The 19832-nt window shown below is 40.6% G+C and carries 4 protein-coding genes; all 4 read right to left on the reverse strand.

Annotation, left to right across the window (positions count from 1 at the left end; genetic code table 11):
- A partial coding sequence (locus Q0039_RS10220) for a GEVED domain-containing protein (protein ID WP_297512423.1) occupies positions 1 to 7382 on the reverse strand: 7382 nt, incomplete at its 3' end.
- 289 nt (positions 7383 to 7671) lie between these two features.
- Positions 7672 to 13038: a fibronectin type III domain-containing protein gene (locus Q0039_RS10225; RefSeq protein WP_297512426.1), complete on the reverse strand. Its 5367-nt coding sequence runs from the start codon at positions 13036 to 13038 to the stop codon at positions 7672 to 7674.
- 302 nt (positions 13039 to 13340) lie between these two features.
- Positions 13341 to 13688: a hypothetical protein gene (locus Q0039_RS10230; protein ID WP_297512429.1), complete on the reverse strand. Its 348-nt coding sequence runs from the start codon at positions 13686 to 13688 to the stop codon at positions 13341 to 13343.
- Between the two features lie 169 nt (positions 13689 to 13857).
- A complete protein-coding gene (locus Q0039_RS10235) occupies positions 13858 to 19677 on the reverse strand; it encodes a choice-of-anchor J domain-containing protein (protein WP_297512432.1) in 5820 nt (1939 codons plus the stop codon).
- Positions 19678 to 19832 lie beyond the last annotated feature (155 nt).

Below are 19832 nucleotides of genomic sequence, written 5' to 3' on the forward strand. Positions count from 1 at the left end.
CTTGTAAGTATCGTTTGATTGTACAAAATTATAGCATCACAAGTAGCAACTGGAATAGTACTCACAATTGGAATACATCCACCTGGCAAGCCAACGTTGTCAACATTACCGTTACAATCGTTATCAATACCGTCGTAACAAACATCAATAGCACCTGGGTTTGTACTCGAAACTGCATCGTTACAGTCCGTGTTGTTTACAGAATATCCAGCTGGTGCTATACTAGCATTTGGAACACAGATAGTTTGAGCTGTAGCGGCTACAGATCCATAGGTATCTCCGTCAGCATCAACATAGAATGTACCAACCTCATAAACTGTAACTGTAATTACATTACTTGTGGCTGAAGAACAAACTCCACTGGTAACAACAGCTCTATAATATGTTGTACTTGTTAAGTTACCCGTACTTAATGAAGCTGAAGTTGCCGAAGCGATTGGAGACCAACCTGTAGAACCATTAGCAGAAGATTCCCACTGAATAGTTCCTGTATTACCTGTTAATGTTAAAGTAGTTGAAGTACCTGAACAAATAGGAGTTGCTCCTGCAGCTGACGCAGCAGTTCCTGAAACTGAAACCGGATCAACTGAAATCATGACTACATTACTAAATGCATTTGCACATGCACCGCTAATAGAACGAGCTCTATAATACGTAGTAGCCGTTAAATTACCCGTACTTAATGTAGCGCTAGTTGCACCCGTAATAGCAGTCCAACCATTTGTTCCATTAGCAGAAGACTGCCATTGGATGTCACCCGTATTACCATTTAACGTCAACGTTGTACCTGTACCTGAACATACAGCATTAACCACAGGTGTTGCTGTACCTCCTACCGATTCTGGATTTACCGTAAAGGTAAAGTTAGTACAACTCGTTGCCGCTCCATAAGGGTTTTTAGGCACAACGCTCCAAGTGTAGTTTCCAGCCGCTAAAACTGGTGTAACCCAAGAAAGCGTGGTTTGATCAGCAGACACTAACGATCCATTGAAATATACATCGTATGCCGTAGCATTGGTTACTGCTGCCCAAGATAAGGTAGTACCTGTAGTGTCAATACAATTATTTGATGCATTTACTGGAGCAGTTGGTGCGCTAACACATGTTGGAAGTGTAGCAAATACACATACACTAAACGAACCATTTGCCGCACCTGTACCTGAATGGTAAACACGCAGATAGTAATCAGTATTTGGTGCAAGCGATGAACTTGTAATGGTTTCTAAACCACCATTATTTGTTGCATTCACACAGAACAACGAGTTGGTTGTTGAAGGAACACCTGTAAACAGTTGTGCAACTGGATTATAGGTTGAATTTCCTTGAACATTAATTGTATAGGTAACTCCTGTTGTAACAGATGGAGTAGTAAACTTGTACCATACGTCATCATCGGGTGTACCTGCAGTTGTTGCATTACATACTTGAATACCTGTAGTAGCTGTTGAACGTAAGATCTCGGCTGGAACACTCGCAACTGTAGTACAAGATGTACCTACCGTTAAGCTAACAGCTCCTGCTGGCTGGTCATAGGCTGGTGGAGGCAAAATTTGACTAATACAAATTGAGAACTCTCCACTTCCTGAAGCACCTGTTGCGGCATCATAAATACGTAAGTAGTACTGAGTACTAGTAGACAATGTAATTGAAGCAATTAATTCTGATAACCCAGATGCTGATGCATTAAAACAAGCAATTGGAGTTAATGAACTATTTAAAACTTGAACAACTAAATCATACGTTGGTGAAGTTTGCATTTCAATTCGGTAATCTGTAATTGTAGAATTGGTTGTAAATGTAAAGAATACATCATCATCGGCAGTACCTGGTGTAGTCGCTGAACATGCAGTGATTCCAGTAGTAGCCGTTGCATTTTTACTAGTATATACATTTCCACAATTAGATATACAAGGATCGTTATTAACCGCTAATGTAATTGCTCCTGCAGGATCATTGTTCGCAGGAATCAATGTTGAAGGTGCTGAACCACTAACTAAAGCAGCAGAGGGCACGAAACGTAAACGAGAGTTACAATCGGGTGAACCATCTAAACTGTTTTGAACTGTAGTTGCACTGAAATTAGAGTTATTGTTATTTTGAAGCATAATTCTATTGGTTGAATCTGCTGTTGATGGATTAGTAGCGTTCATACCTACTGAATAAGTATAGGCTGTAGCTCCAGAGGTAGCACCATTAAACAACTGCATTTGACCATAGTTGAAATCAATTGAATTATCGGCTTCATGAAGCACTACTTGGAAATTGATATTAGGATCAGGGAACAAGAAACGCTCCATTTCTGCCCACTCAATTACAATATCCGCAGTTCCGCTTCCTAACGTACCAATAATTTGATAACGCATCGAAATATCTCTACTCGCTGTTAGGTTACCTTTAATAACCAAATCTTCCCAGAATGGAGCCAATACATTGTTTTGACCTGTAGACGTTAAATCATTAGTCCATTGAGCTGAAGTTTGGGCACCATTGAAGGTCATCCAACCGTTTGTGGTAGCATAAAACCCTGTTACTGCAGCACCGTTGTATTTGAATGTAGTACCTGCAAGACTCACAACATTGGTTCTACCGTCATCACCATTAGTAATTGGTGTGGTTGAACCACTACCTAATAAAGTGGTATACGTAGAACCTGTAGACATAATTGAATTATAGGTAATTCCTGTACTACGGGTAACTGTATAATTACACAAACTAGTGGTTACCGTTAGTGTATTAGAGTTGGAAGATAATCCAGAATTGGTACAAGTTATTGTAGCATAAATTTCTGAACTTCCTGGAATTACATACGCATAGGTTGACGCAGTTGCTCCAGCGATAGGCTCAAATGAACCTGATGGTAAGCTTCTACGGAACCATTGGTAGGTATATCCTAACTCGGCTGAAATGCCCGATAAACTTAAATTAATTGTACTGTTTGCACAAGCTGCTGATACTGAAGAAGCTGCAGTTGGAACAGCAGGTGTACCGGCACATGAAGGAGCAGCAATAATATTTATGAAATAATCTTCAGTCTCTCCGTATGAAGATGATGTACATGAACCTGCGGCAGTATAAGCTGAATCACTACCTCCACGAACTCGAATACGGGTAATACCTGTAGACGATGTGAACGGAACAGTGAAATTATAAGTAACCGTTGCGCCACCACCAGCTGAAGCTGAAGCTAAAGCGACATTTTCAGTATCACTAAATAAACCATCTCTATTGTAATCCACCCAAACTGCACTAAATTGAGTTCCATCACTACCGAAAGTAATGGATACAGACATATTTTGACCTTGTGTTACATTTAATGGAGTATTATTATATAAAGTAAACCAAGGTGAAGATGCAGTAGAAGCTTGTGTCACATTAGTACTTTGATTAACATTTGTAATAACTACATTGGTCATACTATCTGTAGCACCTCCTATAGTTGTTGTTGGTTGACAATAATTATTTACAGTCAAAGAAGCCCCTGTAGAAGTCACTGCACAACCATTGGATGTAATAATTACGCGGTAAAAATTACCACTGCCAGTTGCAGTAGTTGACGTTGTTACTACTGACAATGTTGCTGTATTTGCACCATTGTAGGTAATGTTCGCTGGAGTAGCATTCACAACATTGCTGTAAGTTCCATTCAAAGTTGTAGCGCGTTGCCATTGGTAAGTCACGGTACCTGTAGCAGTTGAAGCTACGGTAAAAGTAGCAGTATTACCCGCTAAAACTGTAGCAGCTGCAGGAGCTGTAGTTACCGTAGGGTTATTGATCAACAATTGCGCAGAAGCTGAAAACACATCTGTACATGGAGCAGTAGCATCGGCCATCATACGGTAGTAATACGTACCTGCAACAGGAGTTGCAGCAGTAGTAGTTACTCCCAACGTTGTTGTTGTAGCACCGTTGTAGGTCACCCCTGTAGGCGTTCCGTTAGCAACATTGGCCCATGTAGAATTATTTGTAGAATACTGCCATTGAACTCCAGAGAAAGAACCCCCAGCAGCAGCTGTATAACTTACGGAACCTCCTGAATAACATACTGTTTGAACCGTTGGATCTGAAGTAATAGAAGCAGCCGTATAAACGTTTAATGTTACGGTGTTTGAGTTAACTGTAATAGCAGGACCAACTAACTCCACATAATAGGTATAACCATTAGTTGTGGTATCTACACCTGTTAATGTTAATGAAGCAGTAGTTGCTCCAGATACGTTACCTCCGTCAACCAAAGGTTCTGGCCCTAGACCTGTATCTTGGTACCATTGATAGCTGTTTACGGTACCTGCAGGAACAACTGTAAATGTTGCGTCACCACTTGTACACAAAGCCACATTAGAAGGCTGTGCATCAATACCGGTATTACCAACAGTTAACACTGCCGTTAATGAAGTTTCGGTAGAACAAGGTGCAGCACCTGAAACCACACAACGGTAAACATTACCATTCATAGTATCAGGAACAGCCGTTAACGTTAACGTTACTGTATCAGCGCCCGAGTATACACCCCCATTAGTAATTGATGCAAAAGACGTTCCACCATCGGTAGATTCTTCCCATTGGTATGCCAAAGAAGTACCTGTAGCAGCTACGGTAAATGTAGTGTTATTACCGGTAAGAACAGGTTGGTTTCCTGGGTTGGATGTAATCACAACCGGTTCGTTAACAGTAACTGAATAACTAACACTTGTTGAACAACCATTGGCTTCTGTAACCGTATAGATTACATTAGCAGTACCTTGAGCCACACCAGTTACGGTACCCGCAGAAACGGTAAGAATATTGATGTTTGATGAAGTCCATACCCCACCTGCTGTACTATTTGACAAAACTAACGTATTTGGTTTACACAATACATTCGTAGCACCGGTAATAGCACTAACGGTTGGACTTGTATTTACTGTTAATGACGTTGCTGAATTTACAGTAGCAATCGCATTTTCAACGGTAATTAAACCTGAAGTAGTAGTACTCGTTAATGGAATGGTTATGGTAGTTGGATTTACAACGGTAAAAGCATGATTTACGCCATTGATTTTAACATTTGTAACCGTATTCAATAAAGTTCCAGTAACGGTAACAGTAGTTGAAGTTAAATTAGCACTACACACTGCTGAAGGTGTAAAGCTCGTAATTGTTGGTGGTGTTGACTCAACCAACACATCATCTAAGTACAAATACCATCCATCGGCAGGAGCAGCATCACGCACAAACGCAATGTAAATGCTTTGGTTGGCAAACGCCGATAAATCTACAGTATATTCTGTATACGTAGTAAAGGTAACCGGTGTTGAAGCCAGAACAACATTGGAGAAATTAGCCAAAGCTGTACCAGTTGTAGATACTCGAACCGAAATTTCATCAACCTCGGTTGTAGAATAGGCTCTTACCCAAAACTTTAATCGCTTAGGCGCACTGTCTAAAGTAAGTTGAGGCGTGATTAAATAGTCGTTATTGGACGTATTAAAATCGGTATACAACGAAGCATGTCTTGTACCTGTTCTTGGAGCAGCTGTACTTACTGTCCAAGCATCAGTATCACCATTTCCATCAATTACGCGGAAACACGACAACGTAGTTGAAGTTGTTTCAAAGGTTTCTGTCCATGGGAAAGTAGAAACTGCATTACATAAGGTAGTAAAAGCAGTAGAGGTTGTCCACGCACTCAAATCAGATCCTACGGTACATACAGAACGTACATGCAAATAATAGGTAGTATTTGCCGTTAACCCAGTTACTGCATTTGACGCAAATGTGGTAAAGGTCCCTGATGTTGGAGGTGTAGTGGATGTAGTAACCGCATATTCATATCCTACAGGTGTACTTCCAGTAGCAGGGGGAGTCCAACTTACTGTTGCTCCGTTAGTAGTTAATGAAGAAGCGGTAAGCGCTGTAGGACTAAAACAAGATGGTTGTGCAACCACATTGAAAGTAAAATCTACATATTCACCTCGGCTAATTGCTGTTGCACAGGCATTTGCTGGCGCAAAATCATTAAAATCGGTGAAAACACGCATACGATATGCCCCTAATGCTGTACCTGCTGGAATTGAAAAACTACCCGTAGTGGTAGTTACGTATCCCGTAGTAACATAAACTCGTTCTCCCGTCTCAAAAGCAAAATTTTTATTCCAGTCGATCCAGACAGCAAAACCACAAGTAGGTCCACCAGCAGTCATCGAAAGCTGAATAGCACTTCCTCCCACAAAACCACTCGCAGAATTAGTAGCCGTTAAATTTCTATATCCACCTGTACCTGTTGCAGCACTTGGAGATGAATACGTGATATTTGAAACACCCGCTGTAGTTGAAAAGGCACTTATCCATGATGCTTGACTTGTTGTTGCAGGAATACAATATCCAGTAAATATTGAGGAAGAATTCCAACTACTAAAGGTTCCGCTTCCACAATCAGATCTAACATGGTAAGTATAGGTTGTACTTGCAGTCAAACCTGTTAAACTAACGCTTAAACTAGAAGTAGTTCCACTTGTAACCAAGCCAGTTGCACCTGAACCCGCAGCTCCAGAAGTACGCACTTCATACTGATAACCCCCAGATGGTGTTGGCGAAGCAGCGTTCCAGTTTATAGTTGCTGAAGTTAACGTTAAATTTGAGACTGCAGCTAATGTAGGAGCAGAACATGATGGCGGAGTCCAAGTGTATGTTAGACCACTTGTGGGTCTTCCAGGTGTAGCATTGATACTCGAAAAAGCTTGAGTTGACGTATTTAGTGTTCCAGCAGTAGATGCTGTAAACAATACCGCTGAACTGTTAGTTCGATTGTTGAAATCTGCAGTAGTTGCACCTCTTAATCCTACTTGTCTAGTAACACCAATGTTAGTAGATCCCACTGTTTGACCTGAAGCACCATACACTATACGAACCTGATTACTAGTCTCAATCAGACGTATTTGAAAAGTAATGAAAGCAGCATTGGTTGTACTGGTTGAATATGCAGGACGCGCAAGCCACTGTATAACTGCTTCACGATTTGGTGATACACCAACAACTTGTGCACGGACATTAGCAGTCTGCCCACCCAGTGTACCAGCCCAACCACTCAAGTCTCCAGCCCAGGCAGCAACGGCCCCTGTCGTAACAAACGTTTGGCTAATTACGGACGATTGATTCCAGACACCTCCAGTTGGATCAGATGCACCTCCAAACACAATATGACCATTGGCACTGACCCAAATATTGGTATATCCAACGCCATTGTAGGTGAATGTGAAAGGCAATGTGAAATTAGTAGTACCATCATCAAAATTCCCAGTTAAAATTTGTGTACCACCTGTAATAGAGGTAAATGTACCTGTACTCTGAGAAAATGAGTAGGAAGAAACTTGAGCATAAGAATTTACACCTGAAATGAGTAACATAATCAAGAATAAATTTTTTAGCCACGACGTTCGCAAAAACCAATTTTGCCGAGATGTATTCTCAACCAAATCTGGATCATGCGTTGAGAGCCTCGAAGTTTTCCGATGACTCAAATAATTGTAGTTATCCATCATAATTAAAAAAATTGGGTTAATTAATGCGTTAAAATACAAAAAGAAATAATATGACGTTAACACCCCATTAACAAAACCGATGTAAACGCAAAAAAATCGATAAAATGCACTTTTATCGATTTTTTTTAACATTTTAAGGTTAAATACCTACTTCTTAATACTGTATTTTTCGGATTGTAACCTTACCGTTGGTATCGGTTACTTTTACTAATAGAAGTTGCTGGGCAGCACTCACATGTGCTAATTGAACTTGAGGCGCGTTAATGTTTTGAAGCGAAGCTAATTTTGCACCCCGCACATCAAACACTTCTACTTGATCCAACTCCGTTTGTGCTGACTGAATATGAATCACTTGGTTCTGTGCATATACTACCACTGAAGCATTGTAATCGGGTGTATCAATACCAAGTGCATTGGTAGTGTATAGCAATTCAAAACGATCTTCAAAAGTACCCGCCGTCGTTGCAAACACATAATCGGCTGCTTTTAAATCGTGAATTACATTAAGTGTTTTATCTTTAATATAGATGTTTTGTGTAGTAAATATACCGTCAAAATCATGCAAGCCAATCGTAAGATTACCGTTTTCGGTAGCTTTATATCCTAAAGGCACTATATCATTTTGATTAAACGGCAAGGCACGTCCTTGAATCGTTAACGCATGCGTTCCTACTAAAGAATATAACGAAACGGGGTTACCAATATCGAATAAATCACCATCATACCCACTCTCAATACCGTTGGTCGCGCCATCAGCATAACCTACTAAAGTTTGTTTGTAACCCGCTGCCCCATCACTAATTTGCAACCAAATACGGCTACGGTCTTCGGCAGCACGATAAAACTGGGTGTTGTCGCCCGCAATACGCATTGCATTGTTAAAAATTGCATTTCCTGCAGCCAAACCTTTAATAAAGAAACTCTGACCCGATCCAATTTTTCCTGTTGGAGCCGATGTGTTTACCCCTGGAGAGGTTGAAGCACTTGTACCTACACCCCCCATATAATTATACACTGCATAATCGTTATTGGTGTAGTTATTACTGGTAATTGCGGTGTTGTGTGTCCACAAATAAATGGTTTTATCCACCAGGTTTAATCCTGTATTCCCATTATAATCCATAAACAAATCAATGTTTACGGCACTTGGGTAGGGATTTCCAATCAAGTTCACATCAGAAATTCCCAATTGAATTGGAATAGCAATAGTACCATTATTTGGAACTCCTATAAATGAAGCATTATAGGGAGCGGGCACTGTTGTACTGAAGGTATTTGGTCCTCGAATAATATATCCTTTTGCGGGTGTCATTAGATTAAAGGACGGTACCGCAACCCAGTTACCAATTACCGGATCAAAAGTAAAATATTTATCAAATTGCGTTAACGGCGATAAGTTAACCAAGGTTTGTGGAGCTACAGGTGAAGACCAATAGACATAGTCAAACTTACGAATGGGTGAAGTAATACGTTTGTAGGTAATATTACCTGTATTGGTTGCATTGGTATTTTGAAGCAAACTCGAATCATCTTCAAAGGTTAATGAACCACCCGATACCGTTACACCATTTTGAACGGTAAGAGTATGGTTGGAATTAAACACAACTGTACCACTTTGAACCGTTACCGAACAGGCCGATAAATCACCCGTTGAACTAAAATTACCAGCAAATATAGCGGCTTTGGTTAATGAAGGAACTCCATTACTCCATGCCGTTGTCCAAGTAGTTGTATTAACCGTGATCGTTACCACATTTGAAAAGCCTGTACAAGAACCCGAAGTTACCACCGCACGGTAATAACGAGTAGCTGTTAAAGCGCCCATTTGTGCCGAAGTTAAGGTAGCCGAAGCACTCGCTGGAATATCTACTGGAGTTGTAAAAGCAAGCGTATTGGAATACTGCCATTTGGTGATAGTACCCGTATTTCCTGTTAATGTTAAATTGGCAGGTAAACCATTACAAATGGTCTGATCTGCAGAAGCTGTGCCTGCACCTACACTCGATAATGAAACTGTAACCGATGAAGTTGTAGAACATAAGGGGGCTGGTGTACTGGCACTTGCCGTATAATTTGTAGTAGCAGAAGGCAACGCAAAAACCGAAGCCAATCCATTACCAGCAAGGTAAGGTATTGTTGCAGCCGCATCGGTAAATAATCCCGGAACTGCAACACCATTGGCTACTGGTCCCGTTGTTAAATTCCATTTTACTGCCGAAGAAGCGGTACCTGAAACTAATAAATTATCAATTGCCCAATACCATCCCCATTGTGCGGTATAGGTAAATTTAATTTGTACGTTGGCTTGGCCTACATAGGCCACTAAAGGAATGTTGACTAATGCAAAATTGGTTCGTGTTCCTTGGGTTGTTTCACCACTTGCAGTGTTTGTCCATTGTTGCAATGTTGTCCATGTAGTTCCGCCATTGGTTGAAATTGCTACCGTAGCCGAACCGTTAATCCAAGGTTGGTAAAAATGATAAAAACTTAAGGATGCATCGGTATAGCCCGCTAAACTGAAGGTAGGTGAAGTTAACTCAACAAAAGTAGTAGACCCACTTCCCTGACCATCAGAATCTGAAACGTAAAATTGAGATGCATCGGGACTAATAATACCATCATAGGGTGAATTTTGAATTTGCCATAGGGATACCGCAGGATTACCACCGGTGTGAGCTGCTGTAGAAGTAGCAGTCCATCCCGGAGCACCCGTATTAAAGCTTTCATTCAAAATTGGGAATCCAGACACCAACCCGCCGGTTGAAGTTAGCTGAACCGCTGGTCCTGCACCACAAACCGTTGGTGCAGCTGGCGTTAATACAATTGGTGTTGGCGTTTGATTGGCTGTATACGTAAACGTAACTTGCCGGGTTCCAAAGGGAGCTACCGTTTGAGCAGCTGTTAGCGTATACACAGTAGTTACCGAATTGGTAAAGGTGTAACCCGTTGCAGGAGTACCTACAATACCAACATTTGGACTCCATGAATAGGAATTATAATTGGCTACGGCTGATGTAATTTGAACTAATGCTGATGGATTATTTGCACATTGTGAATCAGACGTAATATTAATTGACAATGGTGGTGGCGGAGTAACTACGCGGAAGGTATAATCTTCTACTTCCCAGCGTGAAATCGTATTTCCGTACGTACACGGACTTGGGTTTGTAGCCCAATAATCTGCTACCACACGCATACGATAGTTACCTAATGCTTGCGCACCGGGCACATTAATTACCGTATTTACTGGAGAGGTATTCAAATAGGCAGCCGAATTGTACATACGTTCGGTAGTAGCAAATGTACCATCATTATTCCAATCAACATAAACCGCTACACCTACACCACCAGTTGCAATAAATCCGATAGACATATTTACTGAAAAACCAGGCGCTTGTGCAACTATTTGTGAAGAATAATCCGCATAACTACCGGTGGAATATCCGGAACTATTATTTAAGTTGGCCGTTCCGCCTGTAGTAGTAACGCTATTGATAAATGTAGCACTACTAGGTGTTGCCGAAACGGTTGGAATACAATAGGGCGGTTGAAATAGTGTAGTGAAAAATCCAGTACCTGCATTGTTTAATGCTACCCACTCTCCATAATCCGTACCTCCACAATAGGTTCGCACCCAGAAATAATAGTTGGTACTTCCTGTCAACCCCGTTAAGTTTACGCTAGTTGCTCCTATCCCAACTGTTCCCGAAGGCGGCGTGGCATTGTTGGGTGCTACACCGGTTGTATTAAAAAAATAAGCAAAACCATTGCTTGGCGCTGGCGAAGGTGATGTCCAACTCAATAATGCTGATGAAGCAGTAATATTGGCCACACTCACTGCTGTTGGCACCAAACAAATAGAGGGTGCAACCGTTACATCATCAATCGCTAATTGCCCTTGATTAGGGTTTGAAAAACAATTTAGACCAACATAGTATACCCCTGTAGTCGGTGCAGTAAAGTTGATAATATTTTCACTCGGCCCTCCTTTAATATTTATATTGGTATCAAGAATAGTAGTTACTGCAGAAGCTAACGGTGCCGTAGCTAATCCAACATTTAACCTGTTTTGAACGGTTGAAGGCGTGTCGGTTCCACTATATAAATAAGAAATTCGATAAGTAGTACCTCCGGTTAAATTTAACCCACGCGTAAACCACCATACGTTTGCTGGATTTGCATTACCCGGATTAGAACCATTATACATTAAGAAGTTCCCTTGGAAAAACATATTCAAATCAGGATAGTAATCTTCAAAAGTTGTTACCCAAGGATTACCAAGACCCGCATTATTTTGATACGTACAAGTTGGAATATTTCCATGATTTGGTGCTGCAGCGGGCACCACCACAGAAGGACCATCAAAGCCTTCATAATAGGTTATATTGGTAGGTGAGCAATAGGTGGTAAATGTTCCAATTGTTGACCATGAACTTGTATCGGAAGCGCTACATACGGAACGAACCGCAAAATAATATAATTGACCCGAAGCTAAACTGCTTACGGTACCCGTAGTGGTAACCCCCGGACCTACGGTTCCAGTAGCTAGCGATGCTCCTGTGGGTGAAGTTGTACCAATATAATATTCATAACCATTGGCGGGAGCAGGCGAAGCTGCTGTCCAATTTATCACAGCACTACTACTAGTTATAGAGGTAGCCGTAACACCCGTGGGCGCAAAACAAGAAACCGGCGTCCAACGGAACAAACGATTGGAAGTTGCTTGAATTGTAGCTGCAGCTGCCGTAGTACCTCTAGTCACTACAGCATCTGTATTTAAAGTACCAAATGCCATTTGGTTGGGAGTAGTTGCAGCACCTGGCCATTGCGCAGTAGCTGTTGTATAGGTAAGATTTTTAAAATCTGTATTTGAAGCCCCACGCAATCCTATTTGCCCTGTATAAGGGGTAGTATTTCCAAATGTAGCCGTATTATAAATCATTTCAATTACATTGGTTGTTTCATACAACCACAACTGGAAAACCATAGAAGTTTCTCCGGTGGGCACTGCATTGGCGCCCGATGATCGTCTTGCAACCCAATCCATTTTAAATATACGATTAGGAGCCGTTCCTGTTACCACCCAACCCATATTAACAGTGGCGGTTGGTGAAATAAAATCCAAATCCCGACCATAAACTGCTATTGCACCTCCTGAAAAAGACGTTGCAGCAGTTGAAATTGGATTGTATTCGGTTGCAGGCGAACCTGTAGCAGTACCAAAATAAGCAAAACCATTGGCAGACATGTTAACTGAGGTATACCCTACCCCATTGAACACAAAAGTAAATGGAATGGTTAAAGGTGTAGGAGTCACATAATCATCTACAGTTGTACCAACTGGTATTAAATTATTTCTACCTGTTAAAGGAAAAGTGGTATAACCTGTTGTCCAATTCGTTTGGGTAACTGAGTAGTTTGCTACTTGTGCTTGAACTCCAAAAGAGACAAGCAGTGCAATCCCAAAAAGACATTTTAAAATTCCATTTTTCATACCATTTGTGCGTATTATATTAATCATAGCAATGTTATTGAGGTAAACCTTGTAATGTGCGCTAAATTTACATCATTTTTTTGTAAAATTTTAAATTGCTTTTTGGCTTTGAAAGCAAATCGATGAAAGGTTTGTTTTTATCGTTGAATTACCTGGGCATTACACGGCTATCAACCGATACCCCTTACAAAAAACGATATAAAAATAATATAAAAATCTGATAAACATACGGCTATTTTATCTAAGAACTAACCGTAACTATTTTATCAACAAAAAAAGCACTTCTTAAAGAAGCGCTAACCTTTAAACGTATTTATATAAAAAATTAGTTAAGCTACTGCTGCTTCTTGCGCTGCAATTCGTTTTAGAAAAGTACGATATAATACTTTGTTGGGTTGTGAACCGGAAGTAATCATTTGCTTTTTCGTAGTTGCTTTTGAAACTCCTTGCTCTTCTTTTTGAATCGTGTGTTGTTTTGTCGACATAAACCAATTTACCAAATCCATTTCTGATTCATACGCAATCGCTGTCTCTGGAATAGCAACTAAATTATTTGTGTTTTCCGATTGTACTTCTTGACCAAACATTCCGAAACTTGAAAACACCAACACCACCAAGAATACAAGTGTTCTTTTTTGGATTTTAGTGCCTGAAATATTTTGTGTTGTTGCGTTCATTTGGTTGTTATTACTGACATAAAACTACAACCCTACTCCTGACACCCGAAAAATATTCGATAAAACACCCTAAAACTCGTTAAAGACCTCGTGCTTGGTTTTTTATCCTTTTTTTGTGTATTTCACGGATAAAAAAAAGGCGCTACTCTCGTAAACACCTGTTTTTTAACTATTTGATATACTTTCTATACACTACTTGGCCGGTATCCAATTGGATTTCAAACAGTAAAACCTGTTGTTCTACCTGTAAAGGAACGGTTTTCTCAAAACTATTTACTTCGTTTAAAGCCGTTAACAATCCACCACGTAAATCATAGACCTTTATTGAAGAAATCATCGATTCGGTTGACAATACACGAATCGTACCATCGGGATTGTACAACACCAATGCATTGTCTTTTTGAAACTCTTGACCACCCAACGCTCCATTCGTATATACAATTTCAAATCGGTCTTCAAATGTACCAGCAGGTGATCGAAAATAATAATCACTTGCTTTTAAGTCATGGTATAGCTGCAAGTACTTGTCGCGCAAGTAAATTTGTTGTGTTGAAAACAGCCCTTCAAAAGAAGATAAGCGTATCGTAAAATCATCTAATGTTGTAGCTGTAAAACCTAAAGCCACTCGGTCACTCGCATCAAATGGCATTGGTCTTCCTTGAATAGACAATTTCTCTCCACTAGGTAACACGCTATACAGTGCCATGGGCAGCCCCACATTTAAATAATCACTATCAAATCCGCGATCGATACCTAAAGTCGCTTGAGCATTATACCCAATTAATAATTGCTTAAAAGCACCCGAACCATTACTAATATCTAACCAATAACGATTAAATCCTGTATTGGACTGAGCTTGCGTCTCATTAACGGTTCGGTAAAACTGGTCATTATCATTAATGATTCGCATCGAATTGGAAAAAAAGGCATTCCCATTTGATAACGCTTTAACAAAAAAGCCCTGCCCTGCTGCAACTTTACCCGTAGGAATTGAAGTGTTAACCCCTGTTGAATTTGCTGCAACCGTACCAGTTCCTCCTAAAAAATTATAAATTGCATAATCATTGTTGGTATAATTATTATTGGTAATCGGAGTGTTATGCGTCCAAAAATATAAGGTACCATCAATTACCGATTGGTTAGCAACATTGGATAAAAACGCGTCGGCACTCAATGCTGATGGATATGGATTTCCAATTAAATTATAGTTGGAATTACTGTTAAGCACTGGTACATTTACTACACCGTTGTTGGGCACACCGGCAAAAGCACCTGTAAATACCGTAGGGGTAACATTTGAATACGTATTGGGTGCTCGCACAATATACCCCTTTCCAATGCTCATTATACTTGACGGTGCAACATTTAACCAGTTGGCTGCAACAGGATCAAACGCATAAAATTTATCGATGGGAGTTAACGGACTAAGTATATTGAATACTTGACCTGCTACAGGTGAAGACCAATAGGTGTAATCAAAACGCAGCATTGGCGTAGTGCTTCGTCTGTAGGTTATATTTCCACTATTTACAGCCGTGTCATTAATTTGTACCAAGCTCGATTTATCCATAAAATTTAAACGACCGCCCGGAACATTAACATCATTTACTACAATTAAAGAATGACCTGAATTAAACACAACCGTACCCGAATTGACGGTTACCGAACACGCATACAAATCGCCCGTAGAACTGAAACTCCCCGCAAAAATAGCACGGGTAGTAGAATTGGGTGCTCCAGAACTCCAAGAAGTGCCATTCCATGTAGTAACTGGTAGGCCAACAAAAACGATATTGGAGTATAGTAGATTACACTGCCCACTTTTTACCACGGCACGAAAATATTTAATTGGATTTAACGATCCCATTTGAGCCACTGTTAAGGTGGGTGACGTATTGGCAATTGGCGTAATGTTTAATGTAAATGCGGCATCACTTGCCGATTCCCAACGCAATATAGAACCCACATAACCTGTTAATGTAATTGGATTGGGAGTACCTGCAGAGCAGATCAGTTGAGACTCCCCTAAAACTCCAGGTATTGTGGGCAAGTCTACAGAAACAGTGGATATTCCAGATCGAATACATCCATTTGAACCCGTTAGAGTGGCCGAATAGGAAATTGCCGACATGGGTTTACTATAAACAACACTCAAAGGTGTTCCAGCCACGTACGGGATGGTTGCTGCTGCATCGGTAAATAGGTTGGTAGGTGGACTCCAAGTCATGGCCGCTGCTAATGTACCATAAACAGAAACCGAATCTATCGCCCAACAATAACCCCAATTGGACTCGAAATTAAAACGTATTTTTAAATTATTCATCCCTAAGTAGGGCGTCAACGCTATAATAACATTGCTAAATGCATTTGTTGCACCTTGAACAACAACATAGGATTGGATAGTAGTCCATGTTGTTCCATTATTTGTTGAAACTTGAACCCAAAACTTATCTCCCGAAATGGCTCGAATATAATGAGAAAAACGGACTTGAGCAGTTGTATAACCTGCCAAGCTAAACGTCGGAGAAGTTAATGTAGTTCGAGTAACCGAACCCGCTACTGTACTTTGCGAATCGGCATTGGCCAAATAAAATTGACTCGCATCCGGACTTGAAAACGTAGCATTCCAACCAAATGCGTTAACATAATTATAGCCACTTGGAACTAGTGTAAATTGGGAATTTAATGGGTTTCCACCCGTTGAGGTATTGGCAACCGTCCAGTTATTAGTTGGCGCATTAAATTCTTCTGTAAAAACCACCGAGGGAGTAGCAAGACTAGTACTTCCAGCCAACTGTAGTATATCACCTTGACAAATTGTAGGGTTTGCCGGTAGAATTGCAACAGCTGGAGGAGCCGCTTTTACATTAACTGTAATGGTAGCTATATTGCCACAAAAACTTCCCGATGATTGATTGGCCACTAAGGTATACGTAGTCGTTTGTGTAGGGTTGAAGGTAAAACCGGCCGAAACAGAACCCGATACACCTGTATTTGGCGACCAAACAAACGAAGTATAGGATGATCCACCTGTTACGGTAATTAATGAAGTTGTTTCGTCTTCGCAAATGGTAACATCACTTTGACTTAACGAAAATGCGGGAGGCGCTGTAACTGTTAACGTAACCGGAACCCGAGCTGACAAACATTGCGTAGTAAACTTCCAATTATAAGCCCCTAAACTCGCATTAAAATCATACGAATTACCGTCTAACATAGCAACTGAATTGCTATACGGATAGGCAGCATTGGTTGTATTCATTCGCAAACCAGACGCCGGCAAAGTTTCAAAATACAAATTATAATTACCTGGATCTAAGGCTATATTTACAGGAACCGACTGTAGGGTATTACCTCCAGAAACTGTCGTCGTATAATTGATTGTTCCTAAAGGTATATTGGTATTCGTTCGAAGTACAAAACGACCTGTTTGTCCAGAAACCATGGGGAAAATATCTACCGATTGTAGTGTTGTTACCGAAGTAACTGTAAAATCCATTTGTGCTACAAAAGTTTGAACCGCTCGAATACCCAATTGAGCAACGGGGTTAGTAGGACCTAACTTTGCTATTGCACCCAAAGAGCGCGCTTCTGCAAAATACGTAATTGGGGTTGATGTATTTGGTGTTGCAATTGTAGTTCCCGACCCTAATAGCGTACCTCCTGTTGCTGCAGAGTACCAACGCACAACTGCTCCTGATGACGCATTTGCCGTAAGGGTACCATTACCGTAACCGCAACGTGTAACGGGAATAGTCGATGTTATAGAAGGTGTTGAGCATTCGGTATTGAAAGACTCTTCTGCAGTCCATACACTCCGATCTGAACCAGCACATTTGCCTCGTACCCATAACCAATAGGATGTACTAGGCAATAAACCAGTAAGACTAACCGATGTTTGCCCCGGACCTACAGAACCGGTAGGTGGTGTAGCAGCAGTGGGTGCCGTTACCGTTGTAGCAATATAATATTCATATCCTGAGGATGGCGCCACCGTTGAGGCCGTCCAACTCACACTAGCTGTAGTAGAACCAATGGAATCTACGGAAACATTGGTAGGATCAATACACGAAGGTGAAAGTGTTACACTGATATCATCCAACGCAATATAGGATTGGTCAGACATACTCGAACCTTTAAATCCTAAATAATAAACCGCAGAAGTCGCCGGCGTAAAATCTATGGTAATGGATTCAAAAAAACTATTAGTAATACCATTTAAATTTGATAGGATATTGGTCATCCCTCCTATCGTTTGAGATGCCCCATAATAAACGGTTAAATTTTCAGCATCAGTTCCTAAGGATCCTGTTTTATATCGGAAAATTAAGCGATAGGATACACCTCCCGTTAAATTCAATCCTGGCGACATCAACCAATCATTCATATCAAGCGTTGGATTGGCATTGATAATTACAGACCGGGGAGCTGATGAAAATGTTGTATTTTGCACCGACCAAGTTTGCGTATCGGCATTTGTATTAATAGCACTAAAACAATTCGGTAAACTTCCTACTGCGGTGGTATCGAAATTTTGAAAGTAAGGAATCGTATAAAAACCACAAGTTGTAGTTACTGAAATCGTGCCACTGTTTAAAACGCATCCTGGTCCATTGGCACGCACACGGTAAAAATAGGTTGTAAGCGGAAGTAAGCCTGTAACCGTTAAGGAGTTAATTCCAGCTGCAACGGTGTAATTTGTATATGCAGGAAGAATTGCTGTAAATGTACTATTGGTTGAAATATCAATGGAATAACTTGTAGCTGTAGCTACATTACTCCAATTGGCAACAAAGCCATTACCTCCTACAGCACTTGCTGCTGCTGCTACTGTGGGCGTTACACAAGTAGTTGCACTCGTCGTAATAATAGCATTCAAATTATAAAAAGGAGCGCCATAACACCTATCATTACATGGAATAATCCAATAATAATAGGTAGTGTTTTGGGCTAGCCCTAACTGATTAAATATAGTTCCGGCTGTAGAAGCAACAACGGTATATGCCCCAATTACGGTACCAACCGGATAGTAGGTGCGATTCACAAATTGAGTCGAAGTAGGTGCTACATTGGACAAACTTCGTACCACCAGATATCTTGAAGGTGCCGGATTGGCGGCAACAAAACTATTACCTAAAAATGAATTATGCGTAATGTTGGTAGCCCCCACGACTAATGAGGTGGGTTGTGCAGCTGGAACTACACAAGGCGGTGTTGGCGTGTAGGTATATTGTAATCCAAAATTTGGATATGCACTTGGATTTGTAAATAAAGTAGCGGTATTGGTTGCCCCTTGACTTGTTGCACCTGCACTTGCCCATAATTGCGAACTCCCTTGAAATCGATTCAAAACATTCCCTTGAGCCAACACGTTGTTAAAACCTCTTAATCCGACTTGAACATTATAATTGGTAGTAGTTAGTCCCGAATCACAATTTCCGTAAGAAAATGTAATCGAACTTGTAGCTTCTGAAATTCGAACTTGAAAATTGAAATCCCCTGGCAAAATGGTAACACCACTTTTACGATTAGCATCTGCCCATTGTACAATGAAAATACGATTGGGGGCAGTACCGATAACTCCATATTCAATTGGGGATCCATTTGAAATCCAATCACCACCCATTGGAACTAAAGCACCGCCCGTATTCCCCGCATTGTAAGCAGTAGCAGTGGTTAAGGGTATAAAATCTGTTTCAGAGGGCGCTACCGAACCTAAGGTAATAAATCCATTGGGGCTGATGTAACAATTTGAAAAAACGGCTCCATCATAGGTAATTGAAAATCCAATAGGTACTTGAACTGGAGTTTGGTTGTCCCAAGGGGCAGCAAATGCAGTTGTGCCCGAAGTTAAATCAATATAACCTGAAGGGGCAATTGCTTGAGCAAAATCATAAGCACTTACTTGCGCTTTAGCATGATTGACTACTTGTAAAAATACAAATAGAGTTATAAAAATGTTTCGAAACCGATTTAGGGCAAATCGCATAAAATCACATTTAAAGCTAACATCCTGAAAACAAGTGTTATTCATTTGGATGTTAATATAAAGTAAATTTTAATAAAGCAATAACCTTATCGATAAAAGCAAACAAAACCTCGATAAAATGCAAAAAAGCCTGTCGAAACAGGCTTTTAAGATTG

Source organism: Flavobacterium sp. (assembly GCF_027484945.1).
Classification (GTDB): Bacteria; Bacteroidota; Bacteroidia; order Flavobacteriales; family Flavobacteriaceae; genus Flavobacterium.

Coding starts and splice junctions, on each gene's coding strand:
- Q0039_RS10225 (WP_297512426.1), bottom strand. CDS start 13,038: ATGATTAATATAATACGCACAAATGGTATGAAAAATGGAATTTTAAAA.
- Q0039_RS10230 (WP_297512429.1), bottom strand. CDS start 13,688: ATGAACGCAACAACACAAAATATTTCAGGCACTAAAATCCAAAAAAGA.
- Q0039_RS10235 (WP_297512432.1), bottom strand. CDS start 19,677: ATGCGATTTGCCCTAAATCGGTTTCGAAACATTTTTATAACTCTATTT.